The sequence below is a fragment of the Phenylobacterium sp. genome (assembly GCF_030681155.1).
GTDB lineage: Bacteria > Pseudomonadota > Alphaproteobacteria > Caulobacterales > Caulobacteraceae > Phenylobacterium.
This window is the reverse complement of the sequence record NZ_JAUXXE010000019.1, coordinates 107610-127059: the sequence shown is the minus strand read 5'-3', so window position 1 is coordinate 127059 and position 19450 is coordinate 107610. Positions and strand designations below refer to the sequence as shown.

The window sequence follows — 19450 nt, the reverse complement described above, 5'->3', positions numbered from 1 at the left end:
CCCTGATCCTGGGCGTGCAGCGCGTCACGCGGGCGGTGCGTTCGGCGCTCAATCCGGACGGCATCGTGGTCACCCAGTTCAACGGCGCGGCCTCGGGCCAGACGATCTATCATCTGCACTTCCACATCATCCCGCGCTGGGAAGGCGTCGCCATGGGCCGCCACGCCTCAGGCGGCATGGCCGACCCGGCGGAGTTGAAGGTGCTCGCCGATCAGATCGCCGCCAAGATCGCCTGAAAAATCCCTCTCCCTCGGGAGAGGTTAGGTGAGGGGGCGCCGAAGAGCGGCGCTCAACAATCCATCGGCCGCGTCAAGGCCGGCGGCTCTGGCCCCTCACCCGACCTCTCCCCGGCGGGGAGAGGGGAATTGGCCAGCTTGAACGAAAAAACCCCGGGGCTCGCACCCCGGGGTTTCTCTTTTCGTGGCTGCCGCCGAGCCTAGTTGGTCAGTTCGGTGGCGGCGGCGTCCTCCGCCGGATCCTCGATGATCGGGGCCCCGGGTTCGCGGTCGTCGCCCTCGATCTCGAAGGCCAGCTTGCTGTCCTTGAGCACCACCTTGACGTGGCCGCCCTTGACCAGCTTGCCGAACAGGATCTCGTCGGCCAGCGGCTTCTTGATGTGCTCCTGGATAACCCGGGCCAGAGGCCGGGCGCCGTAGAGCTCGTCGAAGCCGTTCTTGGCCAGCCAGTCGGCCGCTTCTTCTGTCGTCTCGATCGTAACGTGACGATCGGCGAGCTGGGCTTCCAGCTGCATGACGAACTTCTGCACGACCTGCCGGATGATCTCCTGGCTGAGCGACTTGAAGGGCACCACGGCGTCGAGGCGGTTGCGGAACTCCGGGGTGAACAGGCGCTTCAGAGCCTCGTCCACTTCGTCGTCCTGCTTGCCGCGGCCGAAGCCGATGGCGTTCCTCTGAGCATCGGAGGCGCCGGCGTTGGTGGTCATGATCAGGACCACGTTCCGGAAGTCGACCTTCTTGCCGTTGGCGTCGGTGAGGACGCCGTGGTCCATGACCTGCAGCAGGATGTTGAAGACGTCCGGGTGGGCCTTCTCGATTTCGTCCAGCAGTACGACCGAGTGCGGATGCTGATCGACGGCGTCGGTCAGCAGGCCGCCCTGGTCGAACCCGACATAGCCGGGAGGCGCGCCGATCAGGCGGCTGACCGTGTGGCGCTCCATGTACTCCGACATGTCGAAGCGCAGGAGTTCGATGCCCATGGTTGAGGCCAGTTGGCGAGCGGTCTCGGTCTTGCCGGTGCCGGTGGGGCCCGAGAAGAGGTAGCAGCCGATCGGCTTGTTGGCGTCGCGCAGACCGGCCCGAGCCATCTTCATGGCCGAGGACAGTTGTTCGATCGCCTCGTCCTGGCCGTAGACGGCGCGCTTCAAATCGACCTGCAGCTCCTTCAGAGCTTCGGTGTCGGTCTTGGAGACGGACTTCGGCGGGATGCGGGCGATCTTGGCCACGACAGCCTCGACCTCCTTCACGCCGATGACCTTCTTGCGCTTGGCCTCGGTCAGCAGCATCTGCCCGGCGCCGGCTTCATCGATGATGTCGATGGCCTTGTCCGGCAGCTTGCGGTCGGTGATGTACTTGGCCGACAGCTCCACGGCCGCCTTGATGGCGTCGTTGGTGTAGCGGAGCTTGTGGAAGTCCTCGTAGTAGGTCTTCAGGCCCTTCAGGATCTTGATCGTGTCTTCGATGGTCGGCTCGTTGACGTCGATCTTCTGGAATCGGCGAACCAGAGCGCGATCCTTCTCGAAGTGCTGACGGAACTCCTTGTAGGTGGTCGAGCCCATGCAGCGCAGGGTGCCCGACGCCAGGGCCGGCTTCAGCAGGTTCGAGGCGTCCATGGCTCCGCCGCTGGTCGCGCCGGCGCCGATGACCGTGTGGATCTCGTCGATGAACAGGATCGCGTCGGCGTGGTTCTCGAGTTCCTTGACCACCTGCTTCACGCGCTCTTCGAAGTCCCCGCGATAGCGGGTGCCCGCCAGCAGCGAACCCATGTCGAGCGAGAAGATGGTCGAGCCGGAGAGGACCTCCGGCACCTGGCCGTTGACGATCTTGCGCGCCAGGCCCTCGGCTATGGCGGTCTTGCCGACGCCGGGGTCGCCGACCAGGAGCGGGTTGTTCTTGGTCCGGCGGCACAGGATCTGGATACAGCGCTCGACCTCGGCCGAACGTCCGATCAGCGGATCGACCTTACCCTGCTTGGCCTTCTCGTTGAGGTTCACGCAGTAGGCTTCGAGCGCCTCGCCGCCGGTCTTGACCGCGGGCTTGTCCTCGTCCTCGGCGCCCTTGACGGTCTTGGGCTGGTCGGCCCCGGCCTTCTTGGCGATGCCGTGGGCGATGTAGTTCACCGCGTCGTACCGCGTCATGTCCTGCTCTTGCAGGAAGTAGGCGGCATGGCTCTCACGCTCGGAGAAGATGGCCACGAGCACATTGGCTCCGGTCACTTCCTCACGGCCCGAGGATTGGACGTGGATCACCGCGCGCTGGATCACGCGCTGGAACGAGGAGGTCGGCTTGGCGTCCTCGCCGTCATCGACGATCAGCGAGCGCAACTCGTTGTCGACGTAATTGGTGAGTGTTGTGCGCAGGGCGGCAAGGTCCACGTCGCACGCACGCATCACGCCCGCTGAGTCCTCATCGTCGATGAGGGAGAGCAGCAGATGCTCAAGCGTCGCGTACTCGTGCTTTCGCTGATTTGCGAAGGCCACCGCGCGGTGGAGAGATTCTTCTAGATGGCGCGAGAATGACGGCACTCTGGGCCTCAATCCTTTTCCATGGTGCATTGCAGCGGGTGCTGATGCCGTCTTGCGGTATCAACGACCTGGGCCACCTTTGTTTCCGCCACTTCGTAGGTAAACACGCCGCACACTCCCACCCCATGTTGGTGGACGTGAAGCATGATCCTGGTCGCGTCTTCGCGCGACTTGTTGAAGTACTGCTCAAGCACGTAAACGACGAATTCCATCGGCGTGTAGTCATCGTTTAGGATGAGCACGCGATACATCGACGGTTTCTGCGTCTTCGGCTTGGTCTGAGTGATGACCGTCGACCGGACGCCCGTATCTTGATCACCTTGCTTGCGCTCGGCCATCTAACAGGTCTCCTGAGGGCGCTCACCCTCGCTATCTAAGGATTAGATATGGAAAAGGACGCCGTATGGAAGGGTTGAAATCACCGCAGACGATCCCAACACCGCGATCCGCGTGTTTTTGTCACGTCCTGGGCTTGGGTTTCGTGCAGGTTTCAATCCTCGGAGGAGCGTTTCGCGCCAAGCGCCCGTCCACTGATCACCGCCCCGGGTCCGAATCGCGCCCTTAGGCGGTCGACGGCCGTCTCTTCGATCAATGCGCGACGTTCTGCTCCAGCGAAGAAGTCATGCTCCACGGCGTCGGCTTCAATCAGTTCGGCGATGCCGATCCCGATTAGCCGCCAACGTTTTCCATTCGCCTCCTTGGTTAATAGTTCCCGGCCCACCTCGAACAGTGTCTTGGCCGTTTGCGTCGGGACCGGAAGAGCCCGGCGCCGTGTGATGATCTTGAAATCGGTCCCGCGCAACTTGAGTGTGACCACGCGGCCGGCGACGCCGCCGGCGCGGGCCTGACGAGCGACACGCTCACATAGGGGCGCGAGCCTGTCTTCCAAGTCCTCGAAGGTGTTGAGATCCTCATTGAAGGTCGTCTCGGCGCTGATCCCCTTGCGCTCCTCGTTCGGATTGACTGGGCGATTGTCGCGTCCGTGGGCCAGATCGAAGAGCCGCAGGCCGTTGGCCCCGAACCATTTGGCCAGCGCCTTGGGCTCGGCGCGCGCTAGGTCGCCGACGGTGCGATAGCCCGCGCCTTCCAGGGATTTGATCATCGCTGGGCCGACGCCGGGGATGATGCCGACCGGCTTGGTGGCCAGGAAGCCTTGGGCCTCCGCCGCGCCGATCACCGAGAAGCCGCGAGGCTTGTCGAGATCCGAGGCGATTTTCGCCAGGAATTTGTTGGGGGCCAGGCCGATGGAGACGGTGATCCCGATCTCGGCCTCGATCTGCGCCTGCAGCCGCGACAGGATTTCGGCCGGCGGCGCGCCGTGCAGGCGCTCCGTGCCTGAGAGGTCCATCCATGCCTCGTCCAGCGAGAGCGGCTGAACCAGAGGCGTCAGGTCACGGATCATGGCCATGATCCGTCGGCTTTCGGTTCGGTACTTGGTGAAGTCTGGTTTGACGATCACCGCCTCGGGGCAGAGCTGACGCGCCTTGAACATCGGCATGGCCGAGCGAACGCCTGAAATGCGGGCGATGTAGCAACATGTCGTCACCACCCCGCGTTTGCCGCCGCCAACGATGACCGCCTGATCGCGCAGGCTGGGATCGTCGCGCTTTTCCACCGAGGCGTAGAAGGCGTCGCAATCCATGTGGGCGATCGAGAGCTGCTCCAGTTCATCATGCGCGACGACCCGGGGCGATCCGCATCGCGGGCAGCGACGGCCAAGATCCCCGCGCCGGAAGCAGTCGCGGCAAAGTGCGCTCATGGCGATAGCGGCCATAGCCGGGCGGCGCCCCTGACGCCCGACGAGTCGCCGTGGACGGCGCGGAGCACGGGAGTGGTGAAGACGTCGGAGAACGCCAGCGGGGCTATGGCGCCGGGCAGGCGTTCATAAAGCTCGTCGACATTGGACATGCCGCCGCCCAGTACGATGGCGTCGGGATCGAGGATATCGCAGACCACGGCAAGGCCGCGGGCCAGCCGATCGATGTAGCGGTCGAGGGAGGCCCTCGCGCCGGTGTCCCCAGTGCGAGACAAGGCGACGATCTCCTCGCCGGTCCTTGCGCCGCCATGGTCGCGGGTGAAGCCCGTGCCGGAGACCCATAGCTCCAGACAGTTGCGACGACCGCACCAGCACTCTGGGCCGGGATGTTCCTGCGCCGTCGGCCAGGGCAGGGGCATGTGGCCCCATTCACCCGCGATGGCGTTGCGGCCCTCGATGATCTCCCCGCCAACCGTGACGCCCGCGCCGCAGCCGGTGCCCAGGATCACCGCAAACACGACCGCATGGCCCGCGCCCGCGCCGTCGGTTGCCTCGGAGAGCGCCAGGCAGTTGGCGTCGTTGGCATAGCGGACCGGTCGCTCCAGCACTCGCGCTAGGTCATCGGCAAAGGGACGGCCATTGAGTTCAGTGGAATTGGCGTTGCGCATCAGCCCGGTCACCGGCGATGGCGAGCCGGGGCCGCCGATCCCGACGCTTGCGCCATGTACGCCGGCCTGACGTTCGGCTTCGGCGACGAGATCGCGGACGGCGATGAGGCCGGCCTCATAGTTTCGGGGCGAAGTCCCACGCACGCGCGACAGAAAGCGGCCCTCGGCGTCCAGCGCCGCCGCCTCAATCTTGGTCCCGCCGAAATCCACCCCGATCCTAACCATGGATCATGGTTTGTTCCGTTTCGGCGCTCAGTTCAATGGTCGCTCAGACGTTGGGTGCGAGTTCGGTTTCGCGTGGCGACGGGGTAGAGCTTCGTGCAACTCTGAGAGGCGGATCTGGATTTTATCTGGCGCGAGCATCGCGAACCTCAACGGGAAACCTCAGCATGAAGCACGCTCTTTGGATCACGGCTCTCACCACGGTCAGCCTAGCCGCCTGTTCTCCGCCAGCGGCGGAGAAAGCGGAGAAAGCCCAGCCCGCCGCCGTCGCGACGCCCGCCAAGCCCGCCCCGGCGAACGAGGCTCTGCCGGGCGCCTACAAGCTTGATGAGAACCACGCTAGCGTGACGTTCCGAGTGAACCACCTTGGCATGTCCCGCTACACGGCGCGCTTCACTGACATCGCGGCCGATCTCCAGTTCGATCCGGCCAACCCGGCGGCGATGAGCGTCAGCGCGACCATCGACCCGCGCTCGATCGAGACCGACTTTCATGGCGACAAGCCCGATTTCGACGCCGAATTGGCTGGGCCGTCATGGCTGGACGCAGCGAAATTCCCGAAGATCACCTTCAAATCGACCAAGGTCGACGTAACTGGGCCGGCCACCGCCAATGTGACGGGCGACCTGACGCTGCATGGCGTGACGCGGCCGGTGACGCTGGAGACGACCTTCAACGGCGGCTCTAAGCCCAGCGGCATGGATCCGGGTTCGCGGATTGGGTTCTCGGCGCATGGCTCGTTGAAGCGCTCGGAGTTCGGGGTCAGCTACGGCATTCCGCCGGCCGGATCGAACTTCGGGGTCGGCGACGAGGTTGAGTTCTTCATCGAGGCCGAATTCACCCAGCCCGTCGCGGCCGGGACGGCGGCGGCGGCGGCGCCAGCGCAGTAGCCTGACACCTAGAGGATCGTCGCCTCGATCGCCGCTCTCAGCTCGGCCCAATCGTCGATGCGCCGGTGGCGATCAGGCGCGGTCGGGGCGAGGGGCTGGAGCCTCGGGTCGGCGACCATCTGGAAGCGGCGCACCTGCGGCGCGTTTTCGGCTACCGAGTCCAGATTGGACATCAGGTCGTCGATGAACGCCGCTGGCCCCTGAACCTGCCGAACCATGCTGGCGGCCAGCGGTCCCTTTGGGCCGGTGTTCAGGACCAGCGGGTAGTCCATCCTGTGGCGGCCCAGCCACCGCGCCCGCGCCAGCCGGGCTGGGCCGGGCGCGTTGGTCAGGATCACGATGTTGGCATGCTCCGACAGGGCGTGCAGGGCGTCCGCGCCACCGGGCGCCGGTTCCATGTCGCCGCAGCCGAAGCGGAAGAAGTCGTCGAAATGAACTTTTCCGTCGGCGACCGGCAGGTGCTCGGTCTCGCCCGGACGGTAGATATTCTGAAATAGCGCGAAACGATCGACGCGAAATTCCAGGCCGCGACCTTCGAGAAACTTTCCGAACCCTTGCATGAACAGGCCCAATACCTCGTCCACATCCACGAGCAGCAGGGGCCGGCGGGTATCCAGCCCCATATCGGCGAGGTTTGGAGCCCTGAGGGCGGCGGTCTGGGGCATGTGGGTCAGTTTGGGACTCCTGAGCGCGACTAACGCGAGTTTAAGGATATCCGTGAGATCAACGATCCAAAGGTGGGGTCAGCGTCGATTCGCGGGCTTCGAAGCATCGGCGAGATGAAAATGGCCAAGAAGGTCCTCATCGTCGAGGACAACGAGCTGAACATGAAACTCTTTCATGATCTGCTCGATGCCCAAGGCTACGAAACTTTGCAGACCCGCGAGGGATTGCAGGCGCTTGCGTTGGCTCGGGAGCATCGTCCTGACTTGATTCTAATGGATATCCAGCTTCCCGAGATCTCGGGGCTGGAGGTCACGAAATGGCTAAAGGAAGACGACGAACTGGCCGGTATTCCGGTCGTCGCCGTCACCGCCTTCGCCATGAAAGGCGATGAGGAGCGTATCCGTGAGGGCGGCTGTGAGGCGTATATCTCCAAGCCGATCTCGGTATCGCACTTCCTCGATACCATTCGCCGCTTGCTGAGTTAGCCGTCATGTCCGCGCGCATTCTCGTCGTCGATGATATCGAGGCCAATGTCCGCTTGCTCGAAGCCAAGCTGACCGCCGAATATTACGACGTCCTGACGGCGCACGACGGACCGACGGCGCTGGCCATCGCCGCCAGCGAAAAGCCCGACATCGTCCTGTTGGACGTGATGATGCCCGGCATGGACGGCTTTCAAGTCTGCCGCCGGCTGAAGGACGATCCTGAGACCCGGCACGTGCCGGTGGTGCTGGTCACCGCCCTGGACGGCCGCGGCGACCGTATCGCGGGCCTTGAGGCCGGCGCCGACGAATTCCTCACTAAGCCCATCGACGACGTGATGCTGTTCGCGCGAGTGCGCAGCCTGACCCGCCTGAAGATGGTGATCGACGAACTTCGCGACCGCGAGGCCTCCGGCCGCCGCATGGGCGTGATCGCCGGGGCGTCTTCGCGTTTGGGCGGCACGGGGGGCAGGGTGCTGATCGTCGATGATCATGAGCGCCAGGCCCAGCGCGTCGCCTCGGAGCTGGCCATCGAGCATCGGCCGGTGATCGAGGGCGATCCGGAAGTCGCCTTGATGACCGCCAAGGGCTTGGTGGACCTGATCATCGTCAACGCCACGGCCCGCTCGTTCGACGGCCTGCGTTTCGCCGCCCAGCTCCGGTCGGACGAGGCGACACGGCACCTGCCGATCTTGGCCATTGTCGATTTCGACGAGCGGCCGCGCCTGGTGAAGGCCCTGGAGATCGGGGTCAACGACATCCTGGCCAAGCCGATCGACCCTCAGGAGCTGGCGGCCCGTGCCCGCACCCAGATCCGCCGCAAGCGCTACACCGACTATCTGCGCGACAATCTCGACCACTCGCTGGAGTTGGCGGTCACCGACCAGCTGACCGGCCTGCACAATCGCCGCTACATGAACGGGCAGCTTGAGGCCTTGGTGAAGCGGGCGGCCCACGGCGGCGACGCGGTCGCTTGCCTGCTGATCGACATCGACCACTTCAAGAAGATCAACGACGGCTACGGCCACGACGTCGGCGACGAGGTGCTGCGAGAGTTTGCTGTGCGCCTGGCTTCCAATGTCCGCGCCATCGATCTGCCGTGCCGCTATGGCGGCGAGGAGTTCGTGGTCGTGATGCCCGACACCACCATCGAGGACGCCGAGCGTATCGCCGAGCGTATCCGCCTGCACGTCGCCGGCTCGCCTTTCCGCGTGATGGGCGGCTCCGAGCTGTTGACAGTCACGATCTCGATCGGGGTCGCTGCGACCCTAGGCGAGACCGACCGGCCCGAAGTGCTGCTCAAGCGCGCCGACGAGGCCGTCTATGAGGCCAAGGCTTCAGGGCGAAACAAGGTCGTCGCGCGCGCGGCCTGACGGCCTGACAGCCTGACGGCCTGAGGGCCGCTCTTCCAAAACACCCCTATCGAGGTCAAGCTCCTCTCCAACAACCAGGGGAGGATCGAATGATCAGGATATCGGCTTGGCTCGCCATCGGGTTCGGGCTGCTGCTGGGCGTACTCGAGGCCGTGCGCAACTGGGGCGACTGGCAATGGTGGCCGTTCTGGGTGGTGGACTACCTGGCCGCCATCATGCTGGTCGTGGGCGGCCTGCTGGCGCTGCGCGGCTTCGCCGAGCGCTGGCTAAGCGCCGGTTGGGGCTTTGCCTGCGCCATGTTCTGGATGTCGTTCTTCGGTAACTACCGCGACCTGATGGAAGCCGGAGCGCAGGTCGGCGCTCGCGAAAAGACCCTGACCCTGGTCATCGGGCTGATGTTCGCGGTCGCCCTGGTGGGCTTGGCGCTATCCCTGCTGGGAAGGTCGCGACGGTCCTGACAACGAAAAACGCCCGGCCATGCAGCCGGGCGTTTCCACAGACTGGAGGTCTGCGAAGGCTACTTAATCTTGCCTTCTTTGAATTCGACGTGCTTCCGAACCACCGGGTCGTACTTCATCATGACCAGTTTCTCGGTCTTGGTGCGGGCGTTCTTCTTGGTCACGTAGAAGTAGCCAGTGTCCGCAGACGAGTTCAGGCGGATCTTGATGGAGGCGGGCTTCGCCATGGTCGGTCCTCGCGGGGCCGGCTTGACCGGCAGGTGTTCGAAAGAGCGGCGGACAATACGAATCCCGAACCTAAAGTCAATCCAGGCTGGGAAATTGCCGCACGGGTGAAGCCTCAGCCGAGCATGGCCTCGAACTTCGGGGAGAGGATTTCGCGCAAACCGGCCCCGTCGTCCACCAGGAAATAGGCGGCAAGGTCATGTTTTAAGGCGAATTCCGCCCCCGCGAGCGGTCCGAGCACGCCCAGGGCGGTGCTGAGCGCGTCGGCGTCCATGCAGGTCTGGTGAATCACGCTGACGGAGCGGATGGCGTTGTCGATCGGCCGACCGAGTCGCGGATCCAACGTGTGGGCGTATCGACGGCCCCCATGGTCCAGGAAGCGGTGATAGTCGCCCGAGGTGGCGACGGCGAGGCCGTGGAGGGCCAGGAGTATCGGCCCGCCCGGAAGCGTTACGCCGGGTGGGGCGGCGATCTCCACCCACCAAGGTTCGCCGTCCGGCTTGATACCGTGGCCGCGCAATTCACCGCCGATCTCCACAAGGTGGTCCGGCAGGCCCATGAGGTTGAGGGCGCGCGAGACCTCGTCGACGCCGAAGCCTTTGGCGATGCCTGAAAAGTCGAGCTCCAGCCCACCGGGCTGAAAGGCCCTGGAGCCCTCTACAGCCAGTCTGTCCCAACCGCTGGCGTCCAGGGCGGCCCTGACCGCCGCTTCGTCTGGCGGGGCGGTCACGGGCCCCGCAGGGCCAAAGCCCCACAGGTCGACCAAACGACCCGCGGTGGGATCGAAGGCGCCGTCACTAGCCCGCGCCCAGCGCAGCGCGCCCGACAGCACGTGATTGAACGCCGGAGCCATGTCCAGCCACGCGCCGGCTGACGAGCCGTTGAAGCGGCTGATGTCGGATTGTGGCTCCCAGGGGCTCATCTGGGCGACCACCCGGTTGAGCTGGGCCTGGAGGCCGTCCTGGACGCCCGCCAGATCAAGATCCGGCGGCGCAAGCGCCTTCACGCTCCAGGCGACCCCCATGGTGGGGCCGCCGAGCTCGATCACGGCTCCGCCGCGCGGCCTTTCGGCCGGCGGCGACAGCTCAAGTGGAACCGCGACGCGGTTCATCGAAGAGGGCCTAGTCCGGAAGAACTTCCAGCGTCGTCACATAGGACGCGTTGCGTTCGGCGTTCGGGATGCTGGCCTTGCCGCCGCGTACGCCGGCTTCCAACCAGTACATGCCGGCGCCGGGCCACTTCACCGTGAAGGCGCCTTGAGCGTCCGTGGTCAGCTTCATCTCGCCCGTGCCGCTGCGGTAGCGGTTGCCGCCCGGAACGACCTCCACCTCGACGCCAGCGGCCGGCTTGCCGTCCAGCATCAGCTTGAAGGTCGCCGGTTCGCCCGCGACCAGATCGTTCGGGTGAGTGACGGGCTCAAGCTCCAGGCCCTTGCCGGTGATCTTCAACGATTCTTTGGTCGGGCTGCCGCGGGTGGCGAAGATTTCGAGCCGGCGTTGCGACTGGGTGAGCTTCACCTCGGTGGCGTCCTTCGGGATCGCGGTCGCCAATTCGGCCTCGGTCCCGCGCCAGCGCTTGGTCTCGCCGTTCTGCTTGTACGAGGCCATCAGGCCGTCGCCGACATTGGTGATCTTGTAGGTGCCGGGCTTGTCGAGCTGGACGTCGAAGGTGCTGCGGTATTTGCCCGTCGCACCGTTCTTGATCTCGCCCTTCGAACCGTCAGGCGCGATGACGGCGATCCCCTCCAGGCGCATCGGGTTGTGATCGAAATAGAAGAGGTCGTTGGAGACAGCGGCGTCGACCGTGATCCAGGGATCGTTACCCGACAGCACCGTGGCCGAAGGCAGCATCCATTGACGGTGAGCGTTGGCGGCGACCGGAGCAGCCAGCAGGGCGACGAGAGAGGCGGCGGCGAGCGCGCCGCGACGAAGCGAGATCATCTGGTGGATCCTTCTGGGGTTCACGGCTTAACGGTGACGCTCATGGCGCCGAGCTCGCTTGAGCCCTGCGCCGAGGATGTGGCGCGGGCTTTCGGCGGCCATTGGAACGGAGCGCGCAACACTTCGACGCCGCCAACCTCGCGGGCGGCCTCGACGACGAGATTGTATTGGCCAGCCGGGAGTTTCCCCAGCGGCGCAGCGTCGCCCTTGAACACCACCTGGTGCTTGCCCGGCGCGCGGGTCGCGGCGCTGACGCCGTCGGCGGGCAGGCTCATGTCGCGGCCGGCGCGACGCCACCACTGGCGCATGTCCTTCAGCCATTTCTGGCCTTCGTTGTTCTTCAGCTTGACGTCGTACCAGACGGCCAGCGTCTTCACGGCGGTCTTGTCAGGGTTCTCGATCCAGACCGCGACGTAGGGACGGTGATACTCGGCCACCGTCAGCCGCGGGATCTCTAGGCTCAGTTCCAGGTCGGCCGCCAGGGCGGGCGTCGCCATCAAGCCGGTCAGGGCGGCGGTGTAGACGGGCAGGCGCATGGGGGCTCCGGTCAGTGGATAAAGAGGAGGACGAGGATCAGCGGCACGGCGAGACCAAGGCCGACCAATGGCCAGGTGATCTTGCGTGCTCGGGAATGCAGTTGCAGCAGCACCAGGCCTGTTGCGCAGAACACGATGCAGCCGATGGCGAAGACATCGAGGAACAGGCTCCAGACTGCGCCGGAGTTGCGGCCCTTATGCAGGTCGTTGAGATAGGCGATCGGGCCGCGATCGGTGCGCTCGTGCAGCACCTCTCCGGACGCCGCGTCGAAGGTCACCCAGCCGTCGCCGCCGGGGCGTGGAAGCGAGACATAGGCTTCGTCGTCGGTCCATTCGATCGGCGCGCCCTTCGGCGCCTTCACGTCCAGATCCTTGCCCAGCCAGACGCGGATTTCCTCGGGCAGGGCGCTCTTCGAGGTTTGAGCGGTCTTGGCGACAGCGATCAGTTCAGGGGGAAGCTGGCCCTCGATCTCGACAGTCTTGGGCTTGGCCTCGATCGCGCCGGCGTGGTTCAAGGTGATGCCGGTGACGGCGAACAGCAGCATGCCGATCAGGCATATCGCAGCGCTGATCCAGTGCCACTGGACCATCTGGCGCATGAGCGCGGCGCGACGCTGGGCCGCGCGCTTGGCGCGGGCCTTAGCCTCATCGATGGCCGGTTTGGCGCCAACGAGCTCAGAAGCCGACAAGATCCAAATCCCCCGCAGGTGCTTAAGAATAGTTCGCACTAACAACGGGGGGCGGCTAGCGCAAGGTTGTTGCGAATAATTCGCAGCTGAAACGTGAGCAGGGCCACCTGCATTCGTCACCCTGGGCCTTGTGCCTAGGACCCCTCGTCCCGCTTCATCGACTTGCAGGGGTTGAGTTCAGCCACACAGTTCCTTCCCTCTAGTCGTCGCCGCCGAGAGAGGGATCCTAGGCGCAAGGCCTAGGACGACGAGAGAGTGGAAGAGCCGCTAGAGATGGCTCAGCTTCGTCTTGGTGGCGCCAAAACGCATGAACGGCTGGGGCCGGCTTGGATCTTCCAGGCGCTGGATCGCTTCGCCGATCACCGTGCGGGTCACCGAGGGCAAGGGCAGGGCGATGGCCTCGTCGAAATCGACCCAAGCGATCTCTTCCAATTCGCCGCAATCCGGCTGGCGATCGAGGCTGATCAGATGTTCGGCCTCGGCCATCAGGAACCAGGTGTCGAACCGCTTGGCCAGCATCGCCGGCGTCACGGCGCGGGCGACGATCTGCAGGGCTTCCAGGTCCGGCGCCGCGCCATGGCCGAGGAATTCGCGCCATGGGCCGGCCACCGGACGTGGCGGAACCGGTTTGGCGAGCAGCAGGCCTGCTTCCTCGTAGGTTTCACGGATCGCAGCCAGAGCCAGGGCGCGGCCCCGGGTCATCGGGATATGGGCCTCGAACTTGGCGGCCACGTCCGGCTTCAGGTCCGTCGCGAAAGGCGCGCGGAAGTCGCTGCGGTCGATGCGTCCGCCCGGGAACACCCAGAGGTTCGGCATGAAATCATGGCCGCTGTTGCGCTTGCCCATCAGCACCTGGGGCTTGCTGCGGTCGCGGCGGACGATGATCAGGGTGGCGGCGTTGCGGGGACGCACCGCGCGGGCTCCTTCAGCGCGAAGGCGGCCGCCCTCCGGTCGCCGGGCTGGTTCAACATTGCTCATGAAACAACTGTATGAGCCGACTCACGCGCTGGGAATACCGACCTTAGGTCAACCGCGCCACGCGACGAGAACCGCGCCCGCCGCGATAAGCCCGACTCCGGCCCAATTGGCCCCTGACAGGCGCTCACCGAGGAACACGACGCTGATCACCGCGACAAGGACCACGCTCAGCTTGTCCAAGGGAGCGACGCGCGCCGCATCGCCCAACTTCAGGGCGCGGAAGTAGCAGAGCCAGGACGCGCCGGTGGCCAGGCCTGACAGCACGAGAAACAGATAGGTTCTCGAACTGACCGCGCCGGGGGCCTGCCACTGCCCGGTGGCGGTGACGATCAGGGCGGCGACGCCGAGAATCACGATGGTGCGGATCAGGGTGGCGTAGTCGGAGTTGATATTGTCCACGCCGACCTTGGCGAAGACGGCGGTCAGGGCCGCAAAGCCTGCCGACAACAGCGCCCACATCTGCCAGGAAGAGAGCATGGTTCTCATTTGGTCTGTCCCCATCCCCCGCCAGGCTCCTCCTCGTGAGTTGCCGGCGTCATGATCATCGAACGCCTGAAGTCCCTGCGCGGCAAGCTTGAGACGCGAACCCTGGTGCTGCTGGTCGCGCTGATCGGCGCCCCGTCGCTATTCCTTTCCATCGCCGACGAGGTGGCCGAAGGCGAGACGGCTGCGCTCGACCGGCGATTGCTGCTCGCCCTGCGGTCGCCAGGCGACCCATCTGATCCGCTTGGGCCGCGGTGGTTCGAGGAATCCATGCGCGACATCACCGCGCTTGGCGGCTTCACCGTCGTCACCCTGCTGACGATCGTGGCGACCCTGCTGCTTGTTTTCCACCAGCGGCGGCGAGAGGCGCTGATCTTCGTAGGCACGGTGATCCTGGCCTATGCGTCGAGTGAGGTCCTTAAGGCGTTCTACGACCGTGACCGGCCGATGATCGTCGCCCACGGCAGCATCGTCTATTCGCAGAGTTTCCCCAGCGGCCATTCCACCGCGGCGGCCGCCACCTTTCTGACCTTGGCGACGGTCCTGGCGAGCGTCGAGAGCACTCGCCGGACCAAAGCCCTGATCTATGCGTTGGCCATCACCGCGATGGTCGCTGTGGGCGTCAGCCGGGTCTATCTTGGAGTGCATTGGCCGACCGACGTCCTGGCCGGCTGGGCCCTAGGCGCGACTTGGGCGCTGGCGGCGTGGATCGTCCTGGTGATCAGCCAGCCGAAGCGAGCCTGACGCCGAAACCGCCGTCGCCAGCGCACAGCAAGACGACACCGGCCTGACCTAGGGCGGCCGCGATCAATGCGGCGGTGGAGCGGTGCAGGGCGTGCCGGCCGTTCTCGAAATCACGGATCGTGCTGCGCGACACGCCGGCGGTCCGCGCCAAGTGGTCCTGCGTCCAGTCCAGCAGCCCGCGCGCGGCGCGGCACTGGCATGGGTGGATGACGTCGAAGTGTCCGGCGATATCAGCCATTTTGGTTGATCTGCGCCCAAATCACTTCAAATACAAGACGTTCAAATCTCAAGTTTTCCGGAGGCTCATGCCCCACCACACGCCGCTGATCGCCACCATTGTCGCGGGCCTCGTGGCCGCGTTCGCGCTGGGCGCCATCGCCCAGCGCCTGCGACTGTCGCCCTTGGTGGGCTATCTGTTGGCTGGGGTTCTCGTCGGGCCGTTTACGCCGGGCTACGTCGCCGACCAGAAAATCGCCAATGAGCTGGCCGAGATCGGCGTGATCCTGCTGATGTTCGGGGTGGGGCTTCACTTCTCGCTGAAGGACCTGTTGGCGGTCCGGCGGATCGCTGTCCCAGGCGCTTTGGGACAGATGGCGGTCGCCACCCTGCTCGGGATCGGCTTGGCCACCTTGCTCGGCTGGCCGCTGATTTCAGGGTTGGTGTTCGGCCTGGCGCTCTCGGTCGCCTCGACGGTGGTGCTGCTGCGCGCCTTGCAGGAACGGCGGTTGATCCAGACCGACCGGGGCAAGATCGCGGTCGGCTGGCTGATTGTCGAAGACTTGGCCATGGTCCTGGCGCTGGTGCTGTTGCCCGCCCTAGCCGGAGCCATGAAGGCCGGAGAGGGCGCAGGCGATCCGATGACCGCTTGGGTCATGCCGCTGGGCGTCACTCTGCTCAAGGTCGGCGGCTTCGTCGCCTTCATGCTGATCGTCGGCCGCCGGCTGGTCCCCTGGCTGCTGCACTATGTGGCCCACACCGGATCGAGGGAGCTGTTTCGCTTGGCGGTGCTGGCCGTCGCTCTCGGCGTGGCGTTCGGCGCGGCGATGCTGTTCGGCGTCTCCTTCGCGCTAGGCGCCTTCTTCGCCGGCATGATCCTGGCCGAATCCGAACTCAGCCAGCGGGCGGCGGAAGAGACGCTGCCTTTGCGAGACGCTTTTGCGGTCTTGTTCTTCGTCTCGGTGGGGATGTTGTTCAACCCGTTCGTGGTCCTGGCCCATCCGTGGACGGTGCTGGCGGTCCTGGGCATCATCATCGTCGGCAAGTCGTTGGCGGCGCTGGCGATCATTAAGGCCTTCGGGCGCTCGAACACCACGGCCGTCACCGTGGCCGCCAGCCTGGCCCAGATCGGCGAATTCTCCTTCATTCTCGCCACCATGGGCGTCGACCTCGAAATCCTGCCGAAGGACGGGCGCGATCTGATCCTCGCCGGGGCGATCATCTCGATCATGCTGAACCCGTTCATCTTCGGTCTGGCCACGCGCACGCCGCGCGCCCAACCCTCGCCCGCGATCCCGACGCCCGATCCGGAGCCGGCCAACGATCTGTCGCCCACGCAGCTAGGCGGGCACACGATCCTGGTCGGATACGGCCGGGTGGGCGAGGTGGTCGCCACGGGGCTGCGCGCCGAGGCCTATCCCTTCGTCCTGGTCGAGTCAGAGGCGGAGACCGGGCTCAAGGCGAAGACCCATGGCTATGAGACCATTGTCGGGACCGCCACCGACCCTCGGGTCCTTGAAGCGGCCGGCATTGAACGCGCCGTGCGAATGTTTGTCGCCGTCGCCGACGGCTTCGAGGGCGGCGGCGTGGTGGACAAGGCGCGCAAGGCCAATCCTGGGTTGGAGATCGTGGCGCGCGCGCACTCCGACACTGAGGCTGCACACCTGATCGCCCACGGCGCGAACCGGGTGGTCATGGGGGAGGAGCAAATCGCCCGCGGGATGCTGGAGCCCGAGGGGCTGATCGAGACCGCTGCGGAAGACGTCCCCAGCGAGCTTGCTCCCACTGGCCCTAGGTTGCTGATCCTCGACGACGCCGAGCGCGCGGTGCTGGCCGCCCTGCGCACCATGGACATCTGGCCGGGCGAGGCGATGTCGAGCGCGCCGGTCCGCGACGCCGCGATCACACGCGGCTTTGAGGCCGCGCGCATCGACACCGCTTTCACGTCCCTGCGGGACAAGGATTGCCTGCGTGATCTCGGCGACGAGCGGATCACCATCACCAAGCAGGGTTTCCTGGCGGGGCTGCAGCCCGCCTAGCGGCGCTTGCCGCCCTTACTCTTCGCCTTGACCTTGCCGGCTCCGCCGCCGCGCTTGGGACCGGTGAACGTCCGCGCCCGGACGCCAAGCCTAGGCCGGGGCGCGTTTGGATCGACGGGCAGGGGATCGCTCAGCATTTCGAAGAGCAGGCCGCCGGTGATGGGCGTGGCCTCCTTCAGCTTCACCTGAACCGAGGTTCCTAGCGGCCAGCGCCGGCCGGTGCGCTCGCCGACCAGGGCGTGGGCCTTGTCGTCATGCACGAAGTACTCGTCGCCCAGGGTCGAGACAGGCACAAGGCCGTCGGCGCCCGTTTCGTCCAGCCGAACGAACAGGCCAAACCGGGTGACGCCGGTGATCCGCCCGGCGAACTCGGCGCCGACCCGGTCGGAGAGGAATGAGGCGACATAGCGATCGGTGGCGTCGCGTTCGGCCGCCATCGAGCGCCGCTCGGCGAAGGTGATCCGCTCGGCGGTGTCCTTCATCTGCGAGATGTCGCGGTCGGTGATGCCGTCATCGCCCAGCCCCAGGGCGCGGATCAGGGCGCGGTGCACGATCAGGTCGGCATAGCGGCGGATCGGCGAGGTGAAGTGGGCGTAGCGGTCCAGGTTCAGCCCGAAGTGGCCGATGTTCTCGGTCGAATAGATCGCCTGCATCTGGGTGCGCAGCACGACCTCGTTGATGATCTGGGCGCTGGGGCCTTCGCGAGTTTCGTCCAGCAGCTTGTTGAACCGGTCGGTGCGCGGCGCCTCGCCCTTGTTCCAGGCGATCCCCAGGGTCTGCAGGAACTCGGCCAACGACTGGACCTTCTCCTGGCTGGGGGTGTCGTGGATCCGGTAGATCAGCGGCGACTTCTTCTGCTCCAAGGTCTCGGCGGCGCAGACATTGGCCTGGACCATCATCTCCTCGATCAGCTTGTGGGCCTCCAGCGAGGCGCGCGGCGTGATCGAGGTGACTTCGCCCTCCGCGTTGATGACGATCTTTCGCTCCTGGCTCTCGATAGCCAGGGGCGAGCGGGCGCGGCGGCCCTTCATCATCGTCTCATAGGCCGCCCACAGCGGCTTCAGGATCGGCTCCAGCAGCGGGTTGGTCTGATCGTCCGGGAAGCCGTCGACCGCGCGCTGCGCCTGCTCGTAGGAGAGCTTTGCCGCCGAGCGCATCAGGCCGCGGATGAACTTGTGCGAGCGCTTACGGCCATCTTTGCCGAACACCATCCGCACGGCCAGGCAGGCGCGGTTCTCGCCCTGCCGCAGAGAGCAGAGGCCGGCCGACAGCCGCTCGGGCAGCATCGGTTCGACGCGGTCGGGGAAGTAGGTCGAGTTGCCCTTGTCGCGGGCTTCACGATCCAGGGCGGAGTCCGAGCGCACATAGGCCGCGACATCGGCGATGGCGACCCAGACGATCCAGCCGCCCTCATTGGACGGATCGGTGTCAGGCTCGGCATAGACCGCATCGTCATGGTCGCGGGCGTCCGGCGGATCGATGGTGACCAGCGGGACGGCGCGCAGGTCTTCGCGGCCCTTCAGGGTCGGAGGCTGGGCGGCCTCGGCCTCGGCTTCAGCGTCCTGGCTGAAGCCGGTCGGAATGCCGTGTGAATGGATGGCGATCAGCGAGGCGGCGCGGGGTTGGTCCACGCGGCCGACGACCTCCAGCACCTTGCCGCGCTTAGGGCCGTAACGGACCTCGGCGGTGACCTGGGCCAGGACCAGATCCCCGTCGCTGAGGTTCTCGGCCTCGGCCGGAACCAGGACCAGGCTGTCCTTGGAGCGGCGATCAACGGGCTCGACCCGGACCTGCTTGTTCTCTTTGCGCACGACGCCGAGGATGCGGTGGGCGCTTTGCCCCAGGCGCTTGATGACACGGGCTTCGAGTTCGCCGCTTTCCAGTTTCTCAAACCGAACCAGCAGCCGGTCGCCAAGGCCGGGCGCGCTGCCCACCGCCCCGCTGCGGTCGGGAGCCAGATGAACGAGGGGCGCGTCATCGCCCTTGACCAGCTTCACCAGCAGGTCGCCGTCCGTGTCGCGTTCGACCACGTCGACAACGCCGACCGGCGGAACCGCGCCGGCTTCGGAGAAGCCCCTGCGGCCGCGCTTGCCGAGCGCTCCGGATGTCTCGAGTTCCTTCAGCATGTCTCGCAGCGCGCGGCGATCATTGCCCTTCAGCCCGAAGGCGCGGGCCATGTCCGCCTTGTCGCTCTCGCCCGCCTCGCGAATGAACTTCAGCAAGGTCTCGCGATCAGGCAGCCCTTGGGGCGGCCTCTCGGTCTTGGAAGCAAACCGCGCGGATTTCGGCGTACGTGTCTTGGCCATGTCGCCTTGTAACGCAGG

21 protein-coding genes are annotated in these 19450 nt (G+C 65.7%); 7 read left to right on the top strand and 14 right to left on the bottom strand.

What is annotated here, in order from left to right; genetic code table 11:
- A partial coding sequence (locus tag Q8M13_RS04295) for an HIT family protein (protein WP_305298419.1) occupies nt 1–236 on the top strand: 236 nt, incomplete at its 5' end.
- A 200-nt stretch (nt 237–436) separates the two neighbouring features.
- On the opposite strand, the gene clpA is transcribed toward Q8M13_RS04295, so the two are convergent.
- The 4 genes from clpA to Q8M13_RS04275 form a co-directional block, all read right to left on the bottom strand.
- Nucleotides 437–2761, bottom strand: coding sequence for an ATP-dependent Clp protease ATP-binding subunit ClpA (clpA, locus tag Q8M13_RS04290; RefSeq protein ID WP_305298418.1), 2325 nt, complete (start codon nt 2759–2761; stop codon nt 437–439).
- An 8-nt stretch (nt 2762–2769) separates the two neighbouring features.
- Entirely contained in the window at nt 2770–3099 is a 330-nt protein-coding gene (gene clpS / locus Q8M13_RS04285; RefSeq protein ID WP_056734830.1) for an ATP-dependent Clp protease adapter ClpS, read from the bottom strand.
- A gap of 152 nt (nt 3100–3251) precedes the next feature.
- A complete protein-coding gene (locus tag Q8M13_RS04280; RefSeq protein WP_305298424.1) occupies nt 3252–4520 on the bottom strand; it encodes a DNA polymerase IV in 1269 nt (422 codons plus the stop codon).
- A complete protein-coding gene (locus Q8M13_RS04275; protein WP_305298416.1) occupies nt 4517–5410 on the bottom strand; it encodes an ROK family protein in 894 nt (297 codons plus the stop codon). Before Q8M13_RS04275 ends, Q8M13_RS04280 begins: the two co-directional genes overlap by 4 nt.
- Before the next feature lie 164 nt (nt 5411–5574).
- Here Q8M13_RS04275 and Q8M13_RS04270 point away from each other — a divergent pair, with 164 nt between their 5' ends.
- The gene (locus Q8M13_RS04270; protein WP_305298414.1) at nt 5575–6297 is read left to right on the top strand and encodes a YceI family protein; all 723 of its coding nucleotides are present in this window, start codon (nt 5575–5577) and stop codon (nt 6295–6297) included.
- An 8-nt stretch (nt 6298–6305) separates the two neighbouring features.
- On the opposite strand, the gene Q8M13_RS04265 is transcribed toward Q8M13_RS04270, so the two are convergent.
- The gene (locus Q8M13_RS04265; protein ID WP_370869949.1) at nt 6306–6962 is read right to left on the bottom strand and encodes a hypothetical protein; all 657 of its coding nucleotides are present in this window, start codon (nt 6960–6962) and stop codon (nt 6306–6308) included.
- A gap of 120 nt (nt 6963–7082) precedes the next feature.
- Here Q8M13_RS04265 and Q8M13_RS04260 point away from each other — a divergent pair, with 120 nt between their 5' ends.
- From Q8M13_RS04260 to Q8M13_RS04250, 3 genes are all read left to right on the top strand, one after another.
- Nucleotides 7083–7448 carry a response regulator gene (locus tag Q8M13_RS04260; protein ID WP_056734821.1) on the top strand — a complete coding sequence of 122 codons (366 nt, stop codon included), beginning with the start codon at nt 7083–7085 and terminating at the stop codon, nt 7446–7448.
- Between the two features lie 5 nt (nt 7449–7453).
- The gene (locus Q8M13_RS04255; RefSeq protein ID WP_305298413.1) at nt 7454–8818 is read left to right on the top strand and encodes a PleD family two-component system response regulator; all 1365 of its coding nucleotides are present in this window, start codon (nt 7454–7456) and stop codon (nt 8816–8818) included.
- Nucleotides 8819–8907: 89 nt separating this feature from the next.
- Nucleotides 8908–9276, top strand: coding sequence for a hypothetical protein (locus tag Q8M13_RS04250; protein WP_305298412.1), 369 nt, complete (start codon nt 8908–8910; stop codon nt 9274–9276).
- A gap of 59 nt (nt 9277–9335) precedes the next feature.
- Here the strand turns inward: Q8M13_RS04250 and rpmG are convergent, their stop codons facing one another.
- The 7 genes from rpmG to Q8M13_RS04215 form a co-directional block, all read right to left on the bottom strand.
- Entirely contained in the window at nt 9336–9503 is a 168-nt protein-coding gene (gene rpmG / locus Q8M13_RS04245) for a 50S ribosomal protein L33 (protein WP_056018215.1), read from the bottom strand.
- 113 nt (nt 9504–9616) lie between these two features.
- A complete protein-coding gene (locus tag Q8M13_RS04240) occupies nt 9617–10612 on the bottom strand; it encodes an FAD:protein FMN transferase (RefSeq protein WP_305298409.1) in 996 nt (331 codons plus the stop codon).
- Between the two features lie 10 nt (nt 10613–10622).
- Nucleotides 10623–11441, bottom strand: a complete 819-nt coding sequence (locus Q8M13_RS04235; protein WP_305298408.1) for a DUF4198 domain-containing protein — start codon at nt 11439–11441, stop codon at nt 10623–10625.
- 20 nt (nt 11442–11461) lie between these two features.
- A complete protein-coding gene (locus Q8M13_RS04230) occupies nt 11462–11977 on the bottom strand; it encodes a DUF2271 domain-containing protein (protein WP_305298407.1) in 516 nt (171 codons plus the stop codon).
- A gap of 11 nt (nt 11978–11988) precedes the next feature.
- Complete coding sequence (locus tag Q8M13_RS04225) at nt 11989–12666, bottom strand: PepSY-associated TM helix domain-containing protein (protein WP_370869948.1); 678 nt, start codon at nt 12664–12666, stop codon at nt 11989–11991.
- 267 nt (nt 12667–12933) lie between these two features.
- Nucleotides 12934–13578, bottom strand: coding sequence for an NUDIX domain-containing protein (locus tag Q8M13_RS04220; RefSeq protein WP_370869947.1), 645 nt, complete (start codon nt 13576–13578; stop codon nt 12934–12936).
- Nucleotides 13579–13692: 114 nt separating this feature from the next.
- The gene (locus Q8M13_RS04215) at nt 13693–14130 is read right to left on the bottom strand and encodes an EamA family transporter (protein ID WP_370869946.1); all 438 of its coding nucleotides are present in this window, start codon (nt 14128–14130) and stop codon (nt 13693–13695) included.
- Between the two features lie 51 nt (nt 14131–14181).
- Between Q8M13_RS04215 and Q8M13_RS04210 the strand changes: the two genes are divergently transcribed.
- Complete coding sequence (locus Q8M13_RS04210) at nt 14182–14871, top strand: phosphatase PAP2 family protein (RefSeq protein WP_305298404.1); 690 nt, start codon at nt 14182–14184, stop codon at nt 14869–14871.
- On the opposite strand, the gene Q8M13_RS04205 is transcribed toward Q8M13_RS04210, so the two are convergent.
- Nucleotides 14849–15109: a helix-turn-helix transcriptional regulator gene (locus tag Q8M13_RS04205; protein WP_305298402.1), complete on the bottom strand. Its 261-nt coding sequence runs from the start codon at nt 15107–15109 to the stop codon at nt 14849–14851. The genes Q8M13_RS04210 and Q8M13_RS04205 overlap by 23 nt on opposite strands.
- A 67-nt stretch (nt 15110–15176) precedes the next feature.
- On the opposite strand from Q8M13_RS04205, the gene ybaL reads away from it, so the two are divergent.
- The gene (gene ybaL / locus Q8M13_RS04200; RefSeq protein ID WP_305298401.1) at nt 15177–17126 is read left to right on the top strand and encodes a YbaL family putative K(+) efflux transporter; all 1950 of its coding nucleotides are present in this window, start codon (nt 15177–15179) and stop codon (nt 17124–17126) included.
- Here the strand turns inward: ybaL and rnr are convergent.
- Nucleotides 17123–19432, bottom strand: a complete 2310-nt coding sequence (gene rnr / locus Q8M13_RS04195) for a ribonuclease R (protein WP_305298400.1) — start codon at nt 19430–19432, stop codon at nt 17123–17125. The two genes, ybaL and rnr, sit on opposite strands and share 4 nt — an antisense overlap.
- Nucleotides 19433–19450: the final 18 nt, after the last annotated feature.

Coding starts and splice junctions, on each gene's coding strand:
- clpS (WP_056734830.1), bottom strand. CDS start 3,099: ATGGCCGAGCGCAAGCAAGGTGATCAAGATACGGGCGTCCGGTCGACG.
- Q8M13_RS04280 (WP_305298424.1), bottom strand. CDS start 4,520: ATGAGCGCACTTTGCCGCGACTGCTTCCGGCGCGGGGATCTTGGCCGT.
- Q8M13_RS04275 (WP_305298416.1), bottom strand. CDS start 5,410: ATGGTTAGGATCGGGGTGGATTTCGGCGGGACCAAGATTGAGGCGGCG.
- Q8M13_RS04270 (WP_305298414.1), top strand. CDS start 5,575: ATGAAGCACGCTCTTTGGATCACGGCTCTCACCACGGTCAGCCTAGCC.
- Q8M13_RS04265 (WP_370869949.1), bottom strand. CDS start 6,962: ATGCCCCAGACCGCCGCCCTCAGGGCTCCAAACCTCGCCGATATGGGG.
- Q8M13_RS04260 (WP_056734821.1), top strand. CDS start 7,083: ATGGCCAAGAAGGTCCTCATCGTCGAGGACAACGAGCTGAACATGAAA.
- Q8M13_RS04255 (WP_305298413.1), top strand. CDS start 7,454: ATGTCCGCGCGCATTCTCGTCGTCGATGATATCGAGGCCAATGTCCGC.
- Q8M13_RS04250 (WP_305298412.1), top strand. CDS start 8,908: ATGATCAGGATATCGGCTTGGCTCGCCATCGGGTTCGGGCTGCTGCTG.
- rpmG (WP_056018215.1), bottom strand. CDS start 9,503: ATGGCGAAGCCCGCCTCCATCAAGATCCGCCTGAACTCGTCTGCGGAC.
- Q8M13_RS04240 (WP_305298409.1), bottom strand. CDS start 10,612: ATGAACCGCGTCGCGGTTCCACTTGAGCTGTCGCCGCCGGCCGAAAGG.
- Q8M13_RS04235 (WP_305298408.1), bottom strand. CDS start 11,441: ATGATCTCGCTTCGTCGCGGCGCGCTCGCCGCCGCCTCTCTCGTCGCC.
- Q8M13_RS04230 (WP_305298407.1), bottom strand. CDS start 11,977: ATGCGCCTGCCCGTCTACACCGCCGCCCTGACCGGCTTGATGGCGACG.
- Q8M13_RS04215 (WP_370869946.1), bottom strand. CDS start 14,130: ATGAGAACCATGCTCTCTTCCTGGCAGATGTGGGCGCTGTTGTCGGCA.
- Q8M13_RS04210 (WP_305298404.1), top strand. CDS start 14,182: ATGATCATCGAACGCCTGAAGTCCCTGCGCGGCAAGCTTGAGACGCGA.
- Q8M13_RS04205 (WP_305298402.1), bottom strand. CDS start 15,109: ATGGCTGATATCGCCGGACACTTCGACGTCATCCACCCATGCCAGTGC.
- ybaL (WP_305298401.1), top strand. CDS start 15,177: ATGCCCCACCACACGCCGCTGATCGCCACCATTGTCGCGGGCCTCGTG.
- rnr (WP_305298400.1), bottom strand. CDS start 19,432: ATGGCCAAGACACGTACGCCGAAATCCGCGCGGTTTGCTTCCAAGACC.